The sequence below is a fragment of the Gordonia sihwensis genome (assembly GCF_029632925.1).
Lineage (GTDB): Bacteria > Actinomycetota > Actinomycetes > Mycobacteriales > Mycobacteriaceae > Gordonia > Gordonia sihwensis.
Genome location: NZ_CP121248.1, coordinates 536,936 through 555,757 on the forward strand (window position 1 = coordinate 536,936; position 18,822 = coordinate 555,757).

18 protein-coding genes, 1 pseudogene and 1 riboswitch are annotated in these 18,822 nt (G+C 69.4%); of the genes and pseudogenes, 8 read left to right on the forward strand and 11 right to left on the reverse strand.

Annotated elements, in window-relative coordinates; all coding sequences use genetic code 11:
• The first annotated feature begins 39 nt into the window (after positions 1-39).
• A complete protein-coding gene (locus tag P5P27_RS02710) occupies positions 40-222 on the forward strand; it encodes a hypothetical protein (protein ID WP_006894566.1) in 183 nt (60 codons plus the stop codon).
• Between the two features lie 147 nt (positions 223-369).
• Here P5P27_RS02710 and P5P27_RS02715 read toward each other — a convergent pair whose 3' ends face one another.
• The 3 genes from P5P27_RS02715 to P5P27_RS02725 form a co-directional block, all read right to left on the reverse strand.
• Positions 370-1,002, reverse strand: coding sequence for a transglycosylase family protein (locus P5P27_RS02715; protein ID WP_006894567.1), 633 nt, complete (start codon positions 1,000-1,002; stop codon positions 370-372).
• A gap of 8 nt (positions 1,003-1,010) precedes the next feature.
• A riboswitch (cyclic di-AMP (ydaO/yuaA leader) is annotated at positions 1,011-1,203 on the reverse strand.
• A gap of 263 nt (positions 1,204-1,466) precedes the next feature.
• Positions 1,467-1,997 (reverse strand): flavin reductase family protein, encoded by a 531-nt coding sequence (locus tag P5P27_RS02720; protein WP_006894569.1) that lies wholly within the window; start codon positions 1,995-1,997, stop codon positions 1,467-1,469.
• On the reverse strand, positions 1,994-2,203 hold the full coding sequence (locus P5P27_RS02725; protein ID WP_006894572.1) for a hypothetical protein: 210 nt from the start codon (positions 2,201-2,203) through the stop codon (positions 1,994-1,996). Before P5P27_RS02725 ends, P5P27_RS02720 begins: the two co-directional genes overlap by 4 nt.
• Before the next feature lie 116 nt (positions 2,204-2,319).
• Here P5P27_RS02725 and P5P27_RS02730 point away from each other — a divergent pair, with 116 nt between their 5' ends.
• Complete coding sequence (locus P5P27_RS02730; protein WP_006894574.1) at positions 2,320-2,739, forward strand: cold-shock protein; 420 nt, start codon at positions 2,320-2,322, stop codon at positions 2,737-2,739.
• Positions 2,740-2,761: 22 nt separating this feature from the next.
• Here the strand turns inward: P5P27_RS02730 and P5P27_RS02735 are convergent, their stop codons facing one another.
• A complete protein-coding gene (locus P5P27_RS02735) occupies positions 2,762-3,346 on the reverse strand; it encodes a DUF2771 family protein (protein ID WP_039866702.1) in 585 nt (194 codons plus the stop codon).
• 78 nt (positions 3,347-3,424) lie between these two features.
• Positions 3,425-5,221 (reverse strand): MFS transporter, encoded by a 1,797-nt coding sequence (locus P5P27_RS02740; RefSeq protein WP_045539906.1) that lies wholly within the window; start codon positions 5,219-5,221, stop codon positions 3,425-3,427.
• A gap of 142 nt (positions 5,222-5,363) precedes the next feature.
• Here P5P27_RS02740 and P5P27_RS02745 point away from each other — a divergent pair, with 142 nt between their 5' ends.
• Genes P5P27_RS02745 through P5P27_RS02755 form a run of 3 tightly spaced genes read left to right on the forward strand, consistent with a single transcriptional unit; the run spans position 5,364 to position 9,624 of the window.
• Positions 5,364-6,146 carry a DUF3027 domain-containing protein gene (locus P5P27_RS02745; protein WP_039866704.1) on the forward strand — a complete coding sequence of 261 codons (783 nt, stop codon included), beginning with the start codon at positions 5,364-5,366 and terminating at the stop codon, positions 6,144-6,146.
• Entirely contained in the window at positions 6,127-8,919 is a 2,793-nt protein-coding gene (locus P5P27_RS02750; protein WP_006894580.1) for a sacsin N-terminal ATP-binding-like domain-containing protein, read from the forward strand. Before P5P27_RS02745 ends, P5P27_RS02750 begins: the two co-directional genes overlap by 20 nt.
• Positions 8,920-8,970: 51 nt before the next feature.
• Positions 8,971-9,624 (forward strand): phosphatase PAP2 family protein, encoded by a 654-nt coding sequence (locus tag P5P27_RS02755; RefSeq protein ID WP_006894582.1) that lies wholly within the window; start codon positions 8,971-8,973, stop codon positions 9,622-9,624.
• Here the strand turns inward: P5P27_RS02755 and P5P27_RS02760 are convergent.
• On the reverse strand, positions 9,600-9,854 hold the full coding sequence (locus P5P27_RS02760) for a DUF2530 domain-containing protein (RefSeq protein ID WP_006894584.1): 255 nt from the start codon (positions 9,852-9,854) through the stop codon (positions 9,600-9,602). The genes P5P27_RS02755 and P5P27_RS02760 overlap by 25 nt on opposite strands.
• 97 nt (positions 9,855-9,951) lie before the next feature.
• On the opposite strand from P5P27_RS02760, the gene P5P27_RS02765 reads away from it, so the two are divergent.
• Positions 9,952-11,457, forward strand: coding sequence for an NCS2 family permease (locus P5P27_RS02765; protein WP_006894586.1), 1,506 nt, complete (start codon positions 9,952-9,954; stop codon positions 11,455-11,457).
• A 4-nt stretch (positions 11,458-11,461) separates the two neighbouring features.
• Here the strand turns inward: P5P27_RS02765 and P5P27_RS20720 are convergent, their stop codons facing one another.
• Positions 11,462-12,163 (reverse strand): sterol carrier protein domain-containing protein, encoded by a 702-nt coding sequence (locus P5P27_RS20720; protein WP_423201242.1) that lies wholly within the window; start codon positions 12,161-12,163, stop codon positions 11,462-11,464.
• 158 nt (positions 12,164-12,321) lie between these two features.
• Positions 12,322-12,804, reverse strand: a pseudogene (locus P5P27_RS20725) (GNAT family N-acetyltransferase); the annotation flags it as partial.
• Between P5P27_RS20725 and P5P27_RS02775 the strand changes: the two are divergent.
• A complete protein-coding gene (locus P5P27_RS02775; RefSeq protein ID WP_278126300.1) occupies positions 12,769-13,632 on the forward strand; it encodes a TrmH family RNA methyltransferase in 864 nt (287 codons plus the stop codon). The pseudogene P5P27_RS20725 and the gene P5P27_RS02775 sit on opposite strands and share 36 nt — an antisense overlap.
• 354 nt (positions 13,633-13,986) lie before the next feature.
• Here the strand turns inward: P5P27_RS02775 and P5P27_RS02780 are convergent, their stop codons facing one another.
• The 3 genes from P5P27_RS02780 to serC all read right to left on the reverse strand — a co-directional run bounded on the left by P5P27_RS02780 (position 13,987) and on the right by serC (position 17,080).
• Complete coding sequence (locus P5P27_RS02780; RefSeq protein WP_233500107.1) at positions 13,987-14,859, reverse strand: DUF6928 family protein; 873 nt, start codon at positions 14,857-14,859, stop codon at positions 13,987-13,989.
• Positions 14,859-15,830: a septation protein SepH gene (gene sepH / locus P5P27_RS02785; RefSeq protein WP_006894592.1), complete on the reverse strand. Its 972-nt coding sequence runs from the start codon at positions 15,828-15,830 to the stop codon at positions 14,859-14,861. Before sepH ends, P5P27_RS02780 begins: the two co-directional genes overlap by 1 nt.
• Positions 15,831-15,946: 116 nt before the next feature.
• Positions 15,947-17,080 (reverse strand): phosphoserine transaminase, encoded by a 1,134-nt coding sequence (serC, locus tag P5P27_RS02790; protein ID WP_006894593.1) that lies wholly within the window; start codon positions 17,078-17,080, stop codon positions 15,947-15,949.
• A gap of 106 nt (positions 17,081-17,186) precedes the next feature.
• On the opposite strand from serC, the gene P5P27_RS02795 reads away from it, so the two are divergent.
• Positions 17,187-18,122 carry an ABC transporter ATP-binding protein gene (locus P5P27_RS02795; RefSeq protein ID WP_045539402.1) on the forward strand — a complete coding sequence of 312 codons (936 nt, stop codon included), beginning with the start codon at positions 17,187-17,189 and terminating at the stop codon, positions 18,120-18,122.
• The last annotated feature ends 700 nt before the right edge of the window (positions 18,123-18,822 follow it).

Below are 18,822 nucleotides of genomic sequence, written 5' to 3' on the forward strand. Positions count from 1 at the left end.
ACTGTACCGCCGGTTCAGCGGGCATGGCACAATGAGGCCGTGGCTAAGAAGAGTGGATACGTGGACAACGGTTGGCCGACGGATATCGGTGAGCAGCACGCGGTGACGGAGTTCACCTCTCACCTGGCGGGTGCGCTCTCGCCGTTCGGCGATTACTACGAGCTGCCGCAGCCCGTCGACAGCCTGCCGTACATCCAGTCGAAGACCGTCGTCAACCGCTGACCTGACCTGAGCTCTGCCGAGACCGGCCGGACCGTGTGGTCCGGCCGGTTTTCGTGCGCCATGTGTCACGTCGGTGCGGGGGCGGTCGCGAAATGCGAGAAGACCCCCGCCGAAGCGGAGGTCTTCTCGGATGAACTTCTCGGGTGATCAGGGGAGGTTGATCAGGCCCTTGTTCTGGTTGTACAGCTTCAGCTGGTCCGGGGTGAGCTGGTAGCCGGAGTCCTTGGCGGCCTTCCAGGCGCTGCGCACCTCGGGGCTCACCTTGGAGTCGTTGACGACCTTGTCGATCTGCTGCTTGGCCTCTTCGGTGTTCTTGGCGTCGGCAGACTTGGCCAGGCCGGTCTTCGGGGCGTCCTGCTGCTTCGGTGCGAGCGGGTTGGCCGGCTTGGGGGTGGCCGGGGCGCTGCGCTGGGTGGGGCCCGAGAGGGGACCGCCGCAGGTGGGCCATGCGCCCTTGCCCTGGGTGGCGAGAACGCGCTCGCCGACGGCGATCTGCTGCTCGCGGGTGGCCTGGTCGGCGCTCGGTGCGTACTGGGTGCCGCCGTGGGCCGCCCAGGTGCTCGGGCTGAACTGCAGGCCGCCCTGGTAGCCGTTTCCGGTGTTGATGGCCCAGTTGCCGCCGGACTCGCACTGTGCGACCTGATCCCACTCGGAATCGGTCGCTGCCGAGGCGTGACCGCCGCCCATCAGGGCCGCGCCGCCGCCGATGATGGCCGACGTGAGGGCGATCTTCGCGAAAGTCTTGGTATTGGTCGTCTGCTTCGAGTGACGTCCGGACATATGTCTTCGTTTCCTCTCTCCACGCGCCTACGAGGTGAGCTGTCGGGTTCGGGCTGAGAGGTGCCCGGTCCGGCTCGCGTCACTGGGTGCGACGTCTGCCGGGCTTAACCCCAAGGCCGACCACCGAGGTGATCGACCGCTTCCCGGAGGATTGTGGGTCCCCCGTCCTCGCTCCTGAAACTGCATCAGCGGGTGTCCTGCCGGCGGAGCGAGGTTGGGCGCGACCGGCGGAACGGGCGTTCGGGTGGTCGCCTGGGTGGCGGCCGTTATGAACACTACGTCGTCGGGCCCGCGAGAACATCTGATGCGAAGAGGTGCTCTGAGGTGGCGTGAAGCGGCCGATCGGGCGTCGTGGCACGTCCGTGCTGCTCACGGCACTGATACCCGTCTCGTATCCCGTTTGTTATCGGGTTGTTATGTGACAAAGGTCACATCCTGTTTGAGAGTTCCGACACGCCGGTATGTCAGGATTGCGCGCGTCGAGCTTCGAGTGCGCGGAAGCTGCTGGCGTGGAAGACAAGTGGTTCGACGTTCGGGTCGCAGCGCAGGGCGTCGATGGTCAGAAGCACCACGAGGTGGTCGCCCGCGGGGATCTCTGAGAACACCGTGCATGCCAGGTGGGCGGCGGCGCCGGGGATGAAGACCGCGCCCGAGTCGTCGGCGATGGGGCGTACCCCGGTGAACCGGTCCTCCGGCGGCCCCGCGAGCCTGCGGCAGACGTCGCCCTGGTGCGCGGCGAAGACACTCACGCCGACGGTGCCGCCCCTCAGTGCGGGCCAGGTGGTGGAGCCGTTGCGGACGCACACCGACACCAGCGGCGGATCGAGCGAGACGGTGGTGAAGGCGCTGGCGGACATCCCGATCGGGTCGCCCCCGGGATCGTCGCCTGTGCGACACACGGCCACCACGCCGGACGGGAAGCAACTGAAAGCTCGTTTGAGTTCGGTCTCGTCGCTGACGGGCCGCAGCGGCCGGTCCGGGTCGATGCGGTTCACCGGCTGCGCCGGCCGGACAGCAGGGCGAACACGATCCCGAGCAGCAATCCCAGCGGTGCGCCCATGGCCAGAACGTAGACGGTCGTGACGACGGCCGTCCCGGTGTCCCGGACCGCCGGGAACAGCAGGGCGATGCTCGCGATCATCCCGATGCCGAACATGACGACGGCGACCCCGAGCAGGCGTGAGGACTTCTGGGTCTGCATGGCGTCAACGGTAGCCCGAACGCTAGAATCTGTTGCAGCGCGCCTCCGCTCGGACTGCCATCGGGCCAAGGCGCTTTTGTCTGTGGCAGACCAGATCAGTTGTGAAGGTGAGCACTGTGCCGACCGGCCGGGTGAAGTGGTACGACTCCGCGAAGGGCTTCGGGTTCCTGTCGCAGACCGACGGCGAGGATGTGTACGTCCGGGCCAACGCGCTGCCCTCGGACGTCTCGGAGCTGAAGGTCGGACAGAAGGTGGAGTTCGACATGGCGGCGGGACGCCGCGGCCCGCAGGCGCTGCGCGTCACGGTCCTCGAACCGGCGCCCAGTGTGGCGCGCAACACGCGCGAGGCGGCACGCCGCGAGCGGGACGCGAAGCGTCTCTCGCCCGACGAACTGCACGGGCTCATCGCCGATCTCATCACCTTGCTCGAAGGCAAGGTGCAGCCGGATCTGCGCAACGGCCGCTATCCCGACCGGAAGACCGCCCAGCGGATCTCGGAGGTCGTCCGCGGCGTCACACGCGAACTCGACCGCTGAGGCGGGCCTCCGTCCGGCCGAGCTAGCCGCGCTGGTCGGGCAGCGTCGCGGTGTTCGGAATGCGGAAGTCGACCGGCAGAGTCCGGATCGAGAAGGTGCCGCGGATCGACAGGTCGACGTCGAGCGAGTCGTTGTCCTGGCCGGGGGTCTTCTCCCGGTACGCCGAGATCGACGACACCTCCACGCCCATCAGCACCCGATCGGGTTCGCTGTGCAGAATCTGCGTGAAAGTGGTGCCCGGCAGGTGCAGCCACATCACGCGTGCGATGCCCCGTGGTGTCGCGTATTCGGCGATGAGCGTCCACGGCCCGTCTGAGATCTCCTTCGGAACGCTCAGGGTCACCCGCTCGCCGATGGCGACCGGGTGGTCGTAGGTGCGGAGCTTGAACTTGCCGTTCCGGTCGACGAGTCGGCAGTCGTCCATCTTCACCGAGCACCAGTACGACGGTTCGGCCCGGGTCAGGTGGTCGCCGGCCTGGAACGAGATGGTCGGCAGCGGCTTCTCGTGTCCCCGGACGAGCAGCGTGGTGGCGCCGGCGATGATCACCAGGGCCGCGACCACCACGGCTCCGATGATCGCGAGGGCCTTCTTGTCTCCCGGTTGCATCACGTCGAATACGTCCTTCGGTTAGGGGGCGGGGGCTGGGGGATGTGCGGGCTCGATCAGGGGCGTGTCGGCCGCGGCTCAGCGCGGTGCGCGCAGATGGTCGGGCACTTCGATCGGCATCGTCGGGGCCGCGTGATCGGGGCGGCGGCCGCCGAAGCCCGGCACCATCGTGGAACCGCGGCTGGTCAGGAAGGTCTGGACGAGACCGATTCCGACGAACACGGTGACCACGGTGAAGCCGATCCACAGCTCGGTGGGCAGGAGCACACCCAGGGTGGCGCCGAAGACCCAGCAGAGTTGGAGCACCGTCTCCGACCGGCCGAATGCGGACGCCCGGGACTCCTCCGGTAGATCGTCCTGGATGCTCGAATCCATGCAGACCTTCGCGATGGCGCTGGTCGCCGAGCCGATGAAGCCTGCGACGACGACGAAGATCAGCGAGTTGAAGATCGCGGCCAGCAGACATCCGACGAATGTGGCCGCGGTGGACCACACGACGATCGCGGTGGGATTGCGCAGCTCGATCCGCGTGCCGAGGCCGTTTCCGGCGGCGTTGCCGACGCCGGCGGCGGCACCCACCGCACCCAGCATCATCAGCTGCGCCCAGCCAGAACCCAGGTGGTCCTGCGCCTTGGCGTAGAAGGCGATGTACAGGGTGAGAAACCCGGTCAGGATGCGGATGGTTCCGTTGCCCCACAGTCCGGTCACCACCGAACGGCCCAGCGGCTGGCGCATCTTGGCCGCCAACCGCTTCGAGAGGCTCGGCTTGTGGGTCCGCTCGGTGGGGGCCTCGGCGTCCGGACTGCCGCGGTAGGTGATCGTCGTCGGGACCTCGCCCTCGGTCACCTCCACCCACGACGGGATCTTCATGCAGTAGTAGCCGCCCATCGCGGCGACCAGCACCAGCCAGATCATCGCGCCCGGAACGTGGAAGGGGAGGAACTTGCCGAGCACCATCTCGAGCGCGCCCGCGATGCCGCCGCCGACGATGGTGCCGCCGATCAGGCCGAACGTGGTGAGCCGGGAGTTGACGCGGGGCAGATCGATCGAGGGCGGCAGCACGCGCGGTGCCACGGCCGATTTGAGCACCCCGAACGATTTCGACAGGACCATGAGCCCGAGGGCGCACGGATAGAGCACCCACGGCTTGTACGTGAGCTGCCCGGATGAGGAGTCCCACGAGGAGTTCACGATGATGAGCAACCCGAGGACCGCGCGGAGGCCGAAGGTCGCGGCCATCGCGATTCGCCGCCCGTTCTGCAGCCGGTCCAGAAGCGGCCCGATCAGCGGTGCGATGAGCGCGAACGGTGCGATCGTCAAAGCCAGGTACAGGCCGACGTTGACCTTCGATTCGCCGGTGGCCGCGGCGAAGAACAGCGTGTTCGCCAGCGCGACCGCCATCGCGGCGTCGACGGCGCTGTTGGCGATCACCGGCAGCGTGAGCGCGGTGAGTCCGGACCGGTCGGCGCCGTCGGCCGTCGCCGCGCGATGCACCATGTTCACGCCGCGGGCGGTGAAGTACTTCGACCGCCGCGCGAAGACCCGGACCACCGTGACCTTCTCGGGTGGAACGTATTCGGTGCCGCGGCGACGGTCCTGCGCGCCGGCCTCCGGCTTGATCCGGGTGGTCGGCTGGTCGACGGGTTCGGTCTGCGGGTCGAGCGGGGGCAGATGCGGGTTGCGGGTGCGCGGAGGCAGATAGCCCTCGCTGGCCGGACGTTCGCGGGACTCGAACGGTCGGGTGGGCACGCGCGGTCGCGGGTCGGCCGGGTAGTTCGCCTGGCCGGGATGCGGCGCCGGCCGCCGCGGAGACCGCGGAGACTGCTGCCGGTCACCGCCGTGGGGGCGGTTGTCACCGGGTTGACGAGGATTCACGTCATCAATTGTTCCCTATGACGCGGACAAGGCTGGGAACAGGCGGCGCCCGATGCTTCGTGCGTGCCTCGCCGATCCCGCGAATCGTCTGCGAAAGGTGCCTGACGTGCATTACCCCGGGCCGCTATTGCACACTGGAAGGGTGAGTGTTGCATTCGAGAACGGCGCCCTGGTGGATGCTGTCGCCTTCGCGCGCGAAGCATTGATCGCCGACGGCGAAACGCCTGGTGAGCATCTGGGGGCGCGCTCGGAGGGCGAGTACGCCGCCACCCACTACTTCGCCGCCGAAGTCCCCGGCTACCGGGGTTGGCAGTGGTGCGTCGTCGTCGCGGGTGCGCCCGAGTCGAGGGAACTGACGGTCAGCGAGACCGTCCTGCTCCCCGGCGACGGCGCTCTGCTCGCCCCCGAATGGGTTCCCTGGGTGGATCGCGTCGCGCCGGGCGATCTCGGTCCCGGCGATCTGCTGGCCGCGCCCGCCGACGATCCGCGGCTGGTCCCCGGGCAGATCGACACCCTCGACGTCGATCCCATCGACCGGGATCAGGTGGGGCAGGTCTCGGCGGAGATCGGCCTCGGACGCAAGCGCCTGCTCTCCTTCGAGGGCCGCGCCGACGCCGCCCAGCGCTGGTACGACGGCGAATTCGGTCCCGATTCGGCGATGGCCCGCAACGCCCGGCACTCGTGCGGGACCTGTGGTTTCTACCTGCCCCTCGCCGGAGCGCTCCACGGCGCCTTCGGCGTCTGCGCCAACGAGCTGTCCGCCGACGGCCGCGCGGTCTCCGCGGAGTACGGTTGCGGCGCGCATTCGGACGTACGGCCCGCACCGGGCAATGGCAGCCCGGCCTACGACGCCTTCGACGACGGTGCCGTCGAGGTCGTGACGCTGCCGGCCGTTCCGGCGAGCGATGCCCCGGCCGGAGACTGATCCCGCGGATCCGTTCGGGACCGCGGACCTGCGCCGGAGCACCCTGCAGGGCTGGCTGTCGTCGCCCACCCGTCTGGCCGAGGACGCTGCGGCCGAGGCGGAACTTCTCGAGATCGGTTACCGCGACCGCCTCTTCACCGAGCTCGCGGCCAATGCGGCCGACGCGGCGAGCCTGGCCGGCATCGACGGCCGAGTGGCGGTGTGGGCCGACGGCGCCACCGTCCACGTCGCGAACACCGGTGCGCCGCTGACGGCCGCCGGAGTCCGGTCGCTCACGGCGCTGCGCGTGTCGCCGAAGAGCCCGCTGATCCACGGCGGGACCACCGTCGGCCGCTTCGGCATGGGTTTCCGTGCCACGTCGCTCGCCGCGCGCGTCACCCTCGCCTCACGCAGCGGATCGATCGAGTTCGACGCCGATCGGACTCGCGGACAGATCCGCGCGCTGATCGACGATCCCGATTCGGAGCTGGATCTCGATCGGGTCCCCGCGCAGCGACTGGCCTGGCCCTCGGCGGCCCAGCCCGCTGCGGGATTCGACACCGAGGTGGTGCTGGAGACGGCCGACGAGGAGGCCGCGGCCGCGATCGTGTCGGCGGCGCAGCACCAGGCGCCCGACCTCCTGCTCGAACTGGAGGCGCTCGCGCGGATCGACGTCGCCGGGCGGAGTTACGAGCGTCTGGCCGACGGCGACACCGTCGTCATCACCCGCGACGGCACCGAGCACCGGCGCTGGCTGATCGCGCGAGCCGCCACCGCCCGATGGCTGGTGCCGATCCGGGACGGACGGATACGGCCGCTGTCGGGCGACGCGCTGCGCAGCCCCAACGCCACGGATATCGAACTGACCCTTCCCGCGCGCGTGATCGCCGACCTGCCGTTGACGCCCGATCGCCGGGAACTGCATCCCGACGCCGACGTCGAGGCGGCGGCCGCGGGTTATCCCGAACTCGCGGCACTGGTTCCCGACGACCAGAAGCAAGCGGTGATTCCCCCGCCGGCGCTCGCATCGGGCCGGGTGGACGCGGTGCTCCGGGAGGCGGTCCGGGACCGGCTGCGCACTGCCCGGTGGCTGCCGTCTGCCACCGGGGAGGCGCTCTCGCCCGAACGGGCGTGGGTGCTCCCGGGCCTGACGGCCGACCTCGCGGCACTGCTCGGCGACCTTCTCGAACCGTTGGCGCATCCGGATGTCAGTGACCGGGTGACGGCGTCGCTGCTGGTGGGGTTGGGCGCTCGGCGCCTCGGCCTGGCCGATCTGGCCGAGCTGCTGTCCGGTGCCGGCGGCGAGGACACCGCATGGTGGTCGCGGCTCTACGCGGCGCTGGCGCCGATGGTCCCGGACGCACGGACCGCCGAGGAACTGGGAACGCTGCCGGTTCCGCGCGCCGACGGCCGCATGAACGTCGGGTGCCGCGGGCTCTTTCTCATCGACGGGCTGGACGGGCTCGACGATCCGCCCGTCCCGAGCTGGGTGCCGACCGTCGATCCCGCCGCCTACGACCCGCTCCTGGACCGCCTCGGACTCACGCGCATCTCGCCCGCGGCGGCTCTGGCGCTGCCCGAGCTGATCGCGGAGCTCGACGCCGGCCCCGATTCCGACGACCGCGCTGCCGACCCGGACGCCGTGACCGACGTGGTGCTCAGGATCCTCGGACTGCCCGACGCCGGTCGCGCGCCGGCCGAACTCGGCGGTCTGGAACTGCTCGGAGCCGACGGCGAGCGGTGGCCGGCGGACGAACTCCTGCTGCCCGACAGCCCGCTGGCGCAGGTGCTGGTCGACGACTCTCCGTTCGGAACCGTCGCCGATTCGGTGGTCGAGACGTACGGGCCGACGGCTCTGCGCCGACTCGGCGTCGGATGGGGATTCACGCTCGTGCGCGACGACGCGCCCGTCGCGCCGGATCACGACCTGCCCGACGAGGAGCGATGGTGGGAGGAGCACGAGGTGCCGCCCGAAGAACTGATCGCCGTTCGCGACCTGGACCTCGTCGACCCTCGGCAGTGGCCGGCCGCTCTCGCGCTGCTGGCCGACGACCCCGACACCGCGTCCGCGCTGACCGGCGGGTACACGCGGTGGTGGCTGCGCCGATACGCCGAGATCGACGGCACTGCGCTACGGGGTCTCCGATCGGTCGACGAGACGTCGCTGCGCGGGCTGTTCGACCCCGTCGAGGTGCCCGTGGCGGCCGCCGGACTCCTCGCCGCCGGTGAGCCGGACGACGCCGACGACGCGGCCGACTGGCTGGCAAGGCTCGCCGATCCGGCACGGACGGTCGCACCCGGCGTCGCAGTCCGTGCCCATGCCGCGCTGATCAGTGCCGTGCGTTCCGGGGCGTTCGCGGTCGACGACGTCGAACCGCCCCGAGGCGCCCGGACGGTCTCCGGCGAAGTCTCCGACGATCCCGTGGTGGTCGGGGCGCCGTGGTGGATGAGCGTGGTGCCCGCCGGTCGCGCCGTCCTGCCTGCGATCCCGCCCGACGCCGATTCAGCCGCTCTGCTGGCCGATCTCCTCGATGCACCTACCGCGGCCGAGGTCTACCGGGTGATCCCGGACCAGGGCGGCGAGTCCGTCGACCCCGACTCCGCCGACGCCGTCCGGCTGTCCGCGGCGGCCGGACTGCCCGCGCCCCACCGCGTGCGGCTCCACGACGATCTCCATGTCACGGTGACCGGTGAGACCGACGACCGGCGGCGCGTGCCCCTGTGGGTGGACGACGACGGGACGGTGCATCTGAGCCGATGTCGGGGGCGGGCGGACGATGAGCCAGTACCGTGAGCGGCGAGCCGCGAACGACGAGTTCCCTCCAGAGACACCAGCGAGGCAGTAGTGCAGCAGTTCCCGATCGACGAACGCATCACCGACTGGGTGGTGCACTCCCGGCACGAACCGCTGACCTCGGTTATGCAGTTCCTGACCGTCCTCGGTGACACCCTGACGGTGGTCCTGGTGGTCATCGGGGTGCTGGTGCTCGCGTGGGTGGGCAACCGCATCGACCTCTCGGCACTCATCGTGGTCGGCAGCCTGAGCGGCTACGTGCTGATGGTGCTGCTCAAGCTCTTGTTCGCCAGACCCAGACCACCGGTCACCGACCGGCTCATCGACGTCGGGGGAGCGTCGTTCCCCTCTGGGCACGCGATGCTCAGCACCGTCGTGTACGGGCTCTCCGCCGTCATCCTGTACCGGCTGTATCCGCGCGTGCGGGCGCGACCGCTGATCCTGCTGTGGATTCCCGCGCTGATCGCGGTGATCGGTCTCAGCCGGGTGTACCTCGGCGTCCACTGGACCTCCGACGTCGTCTTCGGCTGGTTGTTCGGACTGATATGGCTGCTCGTCTGTCTCGTGGCCCATGCGCAACTGGTCCGGCGACCCGCCCTGCTGCGGGTGGGAACCAAGCGGGTGACGAATTCGGTGGCCCAACAGGCCCAGCACGATCAGCAGGTGAAGAACGCCAGGGATCAGCGCACGTCGAGCCCTTCCTGAGCGCCGCGGGAACCGCGCCGCACGGCGGCCTTCTGGAGGAGTACCACGCCGGTGCCGAGCACACCGACGCCGAGCCCGACCAGGCACACCGGCAGCGCGCTGTCGGGACCAACACCGCCGAGCCACACCACCAACGTGGCCACCGTCCAGATCAGCATCCCGGCCACGATGACCGGTTCGGGTGCCCTGAGCCTGGCCGGGAGTTGCGGGATCTCGGACTCGTCTGACATGGGTTCAGACTAGCTTTCCCGCCCGTGGTGGTTCGCGCGCGGCGCATGCGCAACAATTATCCGGTCCATTGAATGCCCGACACTGAGAGGCCCGCCGATGACCGATCCGGCCGACAACGAACCGCAGGAGGCGAACGGCACCGACACGGCGAAGACGTCGCAGTCCGTGCTGGATCGGTACTTCAAGATCCGCGAGCGCGGTTCGACGGTGGCCCGGGAAGTGCGCGGCGGACTGGTCACGTTCTTCACGATGGCGTACATCGTCGTCCTGACGCCGATCATCATCGGCGGTGTCCCCGGGAAACCGATCAACGCCGACTCCCTCGGCAACGTGCTCCCGATGCTTCAGGTGGCCGCCGTGGTGGCACTGGCCGCGGGTGTGATGTCCATCGTCTTCGGCCTGGTCGCCAACTATCCGTTCGGCCTGGCGGCCGGCATCGGGATCAGCAGCCTGCTGGCGGTGACGATCGCGCCGCAGATGAGTTGGCCGGCGGCGATGGGCCTGGTGGTGATCGACGGTGTCATCATCGTGCTGCTCGGCCTCACCGGTGTCCGGACCGCCGTCTTCAACGCCGTGCCGGCCGAACTCAAATCGGCGATCGCTGCGGGCATCGGCGCGTTCATCGCCTTCATCGGTTTCATCAACGCCGGCTTCGTGACCCGGCCGGAGGCTGCCGGCGCCCCGCCGGTCCAGCTGGGGCACGACGGGTCGATCGGCACCGTGCCGACGGTCGTCTTCGTCGTCGGCGTCCTGCTGATGGCGGTCCTGGTGGTGCGGAAGGTGCCCGGCGGACTGCTGCTCGGGATCATCGTGATGACCGTGGTCTCGATCATCGTCGAGGCCGTGATGCATCTCGGACCGGCGTCCGAAGGCCACGGGGGCTGGGCGATGAACGTTCCCAAACTCCCGAGCGGCATCGGCGGACTGCCGGACCTGTCCCTCGTGGGCGATGTGGACCTGTTCGGCGCGTTCACCGGACAGTTCGACGATGTCAGCGTTCTGATCGCCTGCGTCTTCCTGTTCACCCTGCTGCTGTCGAACTTCTTCGACGCTATGGGCACGATGACCGGTCTCGGCAAGGAGGGCGGTCTCGCGGACAAGGACGGCAATCTCCCGGGCATCGGACGGGCGCTGATGATCGAGGGTACGGGCGCCATCGTCGGCGGCGCGTCGTCCGCGTCGTCGAACACCGTGCTGGTCGAGTCGTCGGCGGGCATCGCCGAGGGCGCGCGCACGGGATTCGCGAACATCGTGACCGGTGTGCTCTTCCTGGCGGCGATGTTCTTCACCCCGCTGTACAGCGTGGTGCCGATGGAAGCTGTCGCACCCGTGCTGGTGGTCGTCGGCGCGATGATGATGGGCCAGATCAGGGACATCGATTTCACCCGGTTCGAGCTCGCGCTCCCGGCCTTTCTGACCATCGTCACCATGCCGTTCACCTACTCGATCGCCAACGGCATCGGCGTCGGCTTCATCAGCTGGGTGGTGCTCGGAGCGGCGCGGGGACAGTGGCGCCGGATGCATCCGCTGCTGTACGTGGTGGCGGTCCTGTTCCTGCTCTACTTCGCGAGAGGGCCGATCTCCGATCTGATCTCGGGCTGACGCGTCAGAAGAACGTGCCCGCGAACGGCGCCTCGTCGACGGCGAACATCGCCGCCAGCTGCGCTACGACCTCCGGATCCGCGTCGATCCGTCCGGCGGCGGCCATCTCGCGGACGCCGACACCCCCGAGGTAGACGCTCGAGAGCGTGGCGATGTCGATGCCGGCCTGCGGGGCGTCGTCGGTGCGCGTCACCGTCGCACGGGCATCGGCGACCGTCAGCCGGTAGCGTCCCGCACGGTCGCCGAAACCGTCGGTCACGTCCAGGACCAGGTCGCCGTCTGCGCCGTAGGTGCGCAGTTCCAGGGCGGCGACGACGTCGAGGATCGACACCCACAGCTCGTCCGCCCGTCCCTGCACCTCGAGGGCTCGCGCGTTCACCAGCTTGTGCGGCAGCGGGTCGTCGACCGGGATGGACGCCGTCACGGCCGAGACCAGGTCCAGGCTCGACAGGACGCGCCACAGGTCGGTGTGTGCCTCCGGCGTGGCGGCGACGAAGTCCTCGACGATCGCGGTCTTGTCGCGGGCATCGATCCGGTAGGCCGCATAGCCGTCGGCGTGCAGTAGATAGTGCAGGCCGCTGGTCTGCGAGTTCCGGCGGAAGGCACGGTCGGCGATGATCGACGGCCACCAGGTCTCCGGGCGGGTGATCGCGCCGTTGCGCCCTGCGGCCCAGCGGCGATGGACCTCGGGGACGTGCCGGACCACCTGCTCGCTGTTGCCGTAGCGGACCCGGGAATCGGCCGGCGGGGAGTGCGGAACTGCGCGGACGCGGGAGTCACGCGGACGCGATGAGAGAAGATCGCGGGCCCGAAACCGAAGCGTTCGTAGATGCCGCCCTCCGACGCGGTGAGCGTGGCGAGGGGGAACTCGCGTTCGCGCCAGGTCCGGTACTGCTCGGTGATCATCCGCCGCAGCAGACCGCGGCGCCGATGGGTGGCCGACACCGAGACCCACGACAGTCCGGCCGTGGTGGCCGACTCGCCGCCGGGGACGGTGAGCGGCACGGGGAAGTACAACGAGACGGCGACGATCGGACGTCCGTCGGAGCCGGTGTCGCGGATGATGACGGTGTCGCCCTCACCCGCCCGGTTGCGGAACTCGATCATCTCGTCGGCGGGCAGCGGCTTCGGCAGGGCGAACGCACGGGCGTCGATCTCGAGGATCTCCGGCCAGTCGGTGCCCCTGGGGCGTTCGAGCGAGAGCGGATCGGCAGCGTCAGACGACGAATTGTTCACCCGTCCAGTGTGCCAAAGCTCACCGACGCCGGTGCAGAGCACCGCTGACCGGCCACGATGTGGCACCGTTGACTGGTGACCTCGACAGACGCAGTCCGGCCGACCGACCACCTCGCCGTGGACGTCATCGACATCGTCGACCCGTCCGATCCGCGGATCGACGACTTCCGGGACCTCAACTCGGTGGACCGCCGCCCGGATGTACCCGCGCTGCCCGGCGGCCGGGTGGGGAAGGGGCTTGTGATCGCGGAGGGAGTGCTGGTGGCGCAGCGGATGATCGCCTCGAGGTTTTCACCGCATGCCTTCTTCGGCGTCGACCGCCGGCTCGACGAACTGGCCTCGGACCTCGAAAACCCGGCGCTGGCCGGGGTGCCGTTCTACCGTGCGAGCGCCGAGGTGATGGCCGAGGTGATCGGCTTCCACCTCAATCGCGGCGTCCTCGCCGCAGCCCGGCGGCCCGTCGAACTCTCGGTGCCCGAGGTGATCGAGAACGCGCGCACCGTCGCCGTCCTGGAGGGCGTCAACGATCACGAGAACATCGGCAGCATCTTCCGCAACGCCGCGGGCCTCGGCGTGGACGGGGTGATCTTCGGGACCGGGTGCGCCGACCCCCTGTACCGACGGTGCGTGCGCGTGTCGATGGGGCATGCGCTTCTCGTGCCCTTCGCTCGCTCGCAGGCGTGGCCGGCCGACCTGGACCTGCTGCGGTCGGCCGGATTCACCACGGTGGCACTGACTCCCGGCGAGGGCAGCGTCCCCCTCGCCGAGGCGGTCACCGACGACAGGGTGGCCTTCCTGGTCGGGGCCGAGGGCCCCGGCCTGGCCGAACACACGATGCGACGCTGCGACGTCCGCGCGCGGATCCCGATGAGCCGGGGCACCGATTCGCTGAACGTCGCGACCGCGGCGGCGGTGGCCTTCTACGAGCGCGCCCGCTGACCTGTGCCGATGGTGTTCCCGCCCGCTGGCTGAGCGAGCCGCAGCGAGTCGAAACCCTCCCAGGCTGGTTGAGCGAGCGTAGCGAGTCGAAACCGACGTGTGTCGGTTCCCTCCCTCCCTCCCGCCAGTTGAGCGAGCGCAGCGAGTCGAAACCAAACGCACCAAACGCGTGTCGGTTCCCTCCCAGGCTGGTTGAGCGAGCGCAGCGAGTCGAAACCAAACGCGAGCCGGTTTCGACTCGCTTCGCTCGCTCAACCAGCGGCGGGGGCGGCGCTCGCTCAACCAGCGGCGGGGGCTGCGCTCGCTCAACCAGCCTGGGAGGGCCGGTATTCGCTCAACCGGCGTCGACGGCCGTCACAGACGACCGCGGAAGCCGAAATAGCGGGAGATCGGTCCGGGAGTGCGCGCGGGCGGGGAGTCCGGCTGCTGCTCCGACTGCGGCTCCGGGGTCGCGACCGGCGCGGGAATCCGCTGGATCGGCTCGGTCTCCTCGGTCGACCCCTCCGGAGCGGCGTGCGCGTGATGCGGCTCGGTCGGGGCGTCCGCGCGGAGGGGCACCGATGATTCGATCACGTTGTCGAATCCGTCGTCGGGCCCGACGCGGTAGACGGTGACGGGGATGCGCGCGGGGTCGACGGCCGACGATGTGTCGCCGTGGAAACTGAAGCCGAACCAGGCGCCGTGCGCGGCGTCCGCGAGTTCGCCGGGATGGAAGGGCAGCGCGAGCGGATCGTGTTCGGCGGCGGCCTGCGGGTGGTCACCCGCCCAGAACGGCCCTTCGAACGGATACGGCAGCCCCACGTCGGTGCGGATCACCGTCGGCGTGCCGACGAAGGCGCGCTGCAGTTCACCGTCCTGCCAGCGGGCCACACATCCGGTGTCGGTGTCGGGGTCGAGCGAGACGAGAGCCCAGGTCTGGCCGACACCGAGATCCTCGAGATAGGAGGTCAGCTCGTCGGGGTCGGTGGTGCGAAGGCTGGCGCCCGCGAGCACCGCCAGGCGGCCGAAGTGCGCGGCGAACACCCGGTTGTCGGCGCCGTCGACGGCAGCCGCGAGATCGGAGGTTCCGATGGGCGTGATCTCGGTGTCGGCGAAGGCCTTCTCGATGAAGTCCGCCGTCTTCTCCGGATCGATGTACACGCCGCCGGCCAACTCCGCCGCCGGATCGGGGCAGGCGATTAACCAGAGGGCAGATATGTTCGGCAGCACCGAGTCTCCAAGTCGCATCAGTCGTTCGGGTGGCTTCGGACGCCGAGCAGTACGTCCTCCCACGCCGGCACGGTGGGTGTCGCACGCTTGCCGCGGTGCCGCGGTGCCGTCGACTCCCTCTCCTCCTGCGGCGTCGATGCCTCCACTCGACGCTCGTCGTCGTACCGCAGATCGAGGACCTCTCCGAACGGGTCCCGTCGGTGACTCTGCCGTCCGGTGAGGTCGTCGGCATCCACCGTGACGTATTCGTGCCCGTCGGGCGCCACCTCGTGGGCCGGAGGCTTCGGTACCGCCTGCACTGTGGGCCTGCGGCTGCTGCGCGCCAGTTCTGGTTCGGTCAGCTCGACGGCCAGATCGTCCATCGGGTCGGTGGTCCCGCCGTGCGAACCGGGCACGAAGCGCCAGTGTGCGAAGAGGTCCGAGCCCGGTTCCGGCGACACCTGGACCACCCACTGACCCGACTCCGTGCGCCACGCGTCCCATTCGGCGTTCTGTGGTGAATGTCCGCGCAGCACAAGGCATTCGGCCACCATTTCGCCGAGTGTGCCTGCGACGGGACCGTCCACCCCCATCGGATGCGAGGCGCGCGCGAGTTCCGCGGCCCGGCTCCGTTCCAGGATCACCGGATGCGCGAACCGATTGATCTTCTCGACTCCGACCCCGGTGGCGGCGGCGAGTTCTTCGACGCTGGCACCGGACCGGACACGAGCCTGGATCTCCCGGGGCGTCAGCGACAACGTCGCCTGCGCATCGGTCGGCTGGTCGGCCACCGACTGAGCGGGCCCGGAGGGAGTCGACTCGGGCCGGGCGGCGTCGGTCGACGCGCACTCGCACTGGGCGGGGACATCCGCCTCAACCGATTCCGGCGGGTGGACGAGCGCGCGCAACGTGCTGTCGATCGGGATCTGAAACTCTTCGCCGGAGTCGAGGTCCATCACGACGATGAACGCACCGTCTGAGTCGGCGCGATCGGCGTGCAGTTCACGCATCGACTCCTCCTCCGGTCACCAGGTACGCGGATACCGCACTCAACACTAGTGAATTTCTGTGCCGGAGCGCGAGAGGACACGCGGCCCTTCTGTGAAGATCAGATCTTCGATCCGGGTCAGAGGCGCTCGACGATGTAGTCGATGCACTGGGTCAACTTGGTGACGTCCTCGGGGTCGATCGCCGGGAACATGCCGATGCGCAGCTGGTTGCGGCCGAGCTTGCGGTAGGGCTCGGTGTCGACGACCCCGTTGGCACGCAGCGTCTTGGCGACGGCCGCGGCGTCCACCGAGTCCGCGAAGTCGATGGTGCCGACCACCTGGCTGCGGTGCGCCTCGTCGGCGAACGGAGTCGCGAACTCGCTGGCCTCGGCCCAGCTGTAGAGCCGCGAGCTGGAGTCGGCGGTGCGGCCGGTGCAGAAGTCCAGACCGCCGTTGTCGTTCATCCACTCGATCTGGTTCTTCAGCAGCAACAGCGAACCGAGCGCGGGCGTGTTGTAGGTCTGGTTCTTGGAGCTGTTGTCGACCGCCGTCGGCAGAGACAGGAACTCGGGGCACCAGCGGCCCGACTCCTTGATCTCCTCGATGCGAGCCAGTGCGGCCGGGCTCATGATCGCGATCCAGAGCCCGCCGTCGGAGGCGAAGCTCTTCTGCGGCGCGAAGTAGTAGACGTCGGTCTGCGCGATGTCGACCGGCAGCCCGCCCGCACCCGAGGTGGCGTCGATGGCGATCAGCGCATCGCCTGCGGCGGCCGGGCGGACCACGGGAACCGCGACGCCGGTGGAGGTCTCGTTCTGCGCCCAGCCGATGAGGTCGACGCCTTCGACGTCGCCGGCGGTCAGCGCAGCCGGGTCGGGTGCGGTTCCGGGATCGGTCGAGACGACCTTCGGATCCTGAAGGAACGGGGCCTTCTTGGACACAGTGGCGAACTTGGAGGAGAACTCGCCGTAAGTGAGATTGAGGGCGCGCTCGCGGATCAGGCCGAATGCCGCGGCGTCCCAGAACGCGGTGGTGCCGCCGTTGGAGAGGACGACTTCGTAGCCCTCCGGCAGCGAGAACAGCTGTGCCAGACCCTCGCGGACCGCGCCGACGACGTTCTTGACCGGTGCCTGACGGTGGCTGGTGCCGAAGACCGAAGCGCCGGTGTCGACCAGCGATTGCAGCTGCTCGGGGCGGACCTTGGACGGGCCGCAGCCGAAACGGCCGTCTGCGGGAAGGAGTTCGGCGGGCAGCGTGATCGCGGTATCGGTCATGACGACGATTCTAAGACAGCCCAGCACGGCATTGCGCAGCAGCGGGCGCCGTGCAAGAGCAGGATGACTCTGGACACCGTTTCGCTGTTTCGTCGAAGGTGAGGAAATGGACACGTCGAAGGTGATCGATGTACGAGCTCTGCGGAAGAACTTCGGCAGATTCACCGCGCTCGACGGGCTCGACCTGAGTGTCGAGACCGGCGAGATCGCCGGATTCCTGGGGCCGAACGGCGCGGGTAAATCTACTACCATCCGCATCCTGCTCGGCATGCTCCGCCACGACGGCGGGCAGGTCCGGCTTTTCGGTGCCGACCCGCATCGCGATGCGGTGTCCGTGCACCGCCGGCTGGCCTATGTGCCCGGCGACGTCACGCTGTGGCCGCAGCTCAGCGGTGGTGAGTCGATCGACCTCCTGCTGCGGCTGCGGGGTCTGGACCCGGCAGCCACGCCTGCGCGCGACGAACTGATCGAGCGGTTCGAACTCGATCCGACGAAGAAGGCGCGGTCGTACTCGAAAGGGAACCGGCAGAAAGTGGCGCTCGTCGCGGCCTTCGCGGCCGACACCGATCTGCTGGTGTTCGACGAGCCGACGTCCGGGCTCGACCCGCTGATGGCGCGCGAGTTCATGCGCTGCGCTGCCGAGCGCGCCGCACGCGGGGCGGCCGTCCTGATGTCGTCGCACCTGCTCTCCGAGGTGGAGGAGCTCTGCAACACCGTCACGATCATCCGGGCGGGAAAGACCGTGCAGGCGGGCCGGCTCGAGGATCTGCGACATCTGCGCCGGTTGCGGGTCACGGCCACCCTCCCCGGTCCGAGCGACCTGTCCGCGGTGCCGGGGGTGCACGATCTCGACACGACGGCTTCCGGGGACGTGACCTTCACCGTCGACGACGATGCCCTCCCCGCCGTCACCGCGGCGCTGTCGGCCGCGGGGGTCGCCCGGCTGGCGATCGAACCGCCGAGCCTGGAGGAGTTGTTCCTGCAGAACTACCGCGATCAGGACGATCAGGACGCGGTCCGCGGCAGCCGGGAGCGGGCATGACTTCGCCGACTACGCGCTGGCCGCTGCTGGCGCGCATGGACGTGCGCCGTGAGCGGCTGATCATCCCGGTGACAGTGGTGCTGTTCGCGGCCATCAATCTGTCGACCGCCGCGATGATCCAGAATCTCGCCGGCGATCCCGCTCAGCAGCAGAGCCTGCGGACGGTCGCGGGGACCAATGCGGCGTTCCGGTTCCTCTTGGGAAGTGTTCCCGGAGACGACTCTCTGGCGGCGCTGGCGTCGTGGCGGGCGGGACTGTTCATGATCGCCGCGCTCGGCGTCTGTGCCGCGATGGCGGTGGTTCGGCTGACCCGCAAGGAGGAGGAAGAGGGACGCACCGAGTTGGTCCTGGCCGGGTCGGTCGGACCGGTGGCTCCCGCCGTCGCCGCGGTGAGCGTCGTCGTCGGTTTCGTGCTCGTCGTGTCCGCGGCGATGGCGGCGAGCCTGCTCACCGTCGACGGCGCGGACCCGGTGTCGCTGCTCGCGGTGTTCGCGCAATACGCCTCGACCGGTCTGGCCGCCGCCGGCCTGGCGCTGGTCGCCGCCGAGGTGTTCCCCTCGGCCCATTCGGCGAATCTCGCCGCGTCCGGCGTGGTGCTCGCCGGATACGTCCTGCGCGGCGTCGCCGACACGGTGCCCGCCGCGGCCTGGTTGAGATGGACGAACCCGGTCGGCTGGGCCGAGGCGATCGAGCCCTTCGA

Excerpts from the sequence above, each read along its gene's own strand:
- P5P27_RS02780 (WP_233500107.1), bottom strand. The coding sequence starts at position 14,859 with ATGCGACTTGGAGACTCGGTGCTGCCGAACATATCTGCCCTCTGGTTA.
- P5P27_RS02760 (WP_006894584.1), bottom strand. The coding sequence starts at position 9,854 with ATGTCAGACGAGTCCGAGATCCCGCAACTCCCGGCCAGGCTCAGGGCA.
- P5P27_RS02715 (WP_006894567.1), bottom strand. The coding sequence starts at position 1,002 with ATGTCCGGACGTCACTCGAAGCAGACGACCAATACCAAGACTTTCGCG.
- serC (WP_006894593.1), bottom strand. The coding sequence starts at position 17,080 with ATGACCGATACCGCGATCACGCTGCCCGCCGAACTCCTTCCCGCAGAC.
- P5P27_RS02735 (WP_039866702.1), bottom strand. The coding sequence starts at position 3,346 with ATGCAACCGGGAGACAAGAAGGCCCTCGCGATCATCGGAGCCGTGGTG.
- P5P27_RS02765 (WP_006894586.1), top strand. The coding sequence starts at position 9,952 with ATGACCGATCCGGCCGACAACGAACCGCAGGAGGCGAACGGCACCGAC.
- P5P27_RS02795 (WP_045539402.1), top strand. The coding sequence starts at position 17,187 with ATGGACACGTCGAAGGTGATCGATGTACGAGCTCTGCGGAAGAACTTC.
- P5P27_RS02750 (WP_006894580.1), top strand. The coding sequence starts at position 6,127 with ATGCCCCGGCCGGAGACTGATCCCGCGGATCCGTTCGGGACCGCGGAC.
- sepH (WP_006894592.1), bottom strand. The coding sequence starts at position 15,830 with ATGCGTGAACTGCACGCCGATCGCGCCGACTCAGACGGTGCGTTCATC.
- P5P27_RS02725 (WP_006894572.1), bottom strand. The coding sequence starts at position 2,203 with ATGCAGACCCAGAAGTCCTCACGCCTGCTCGGGGTCGCCGTCGTCATG.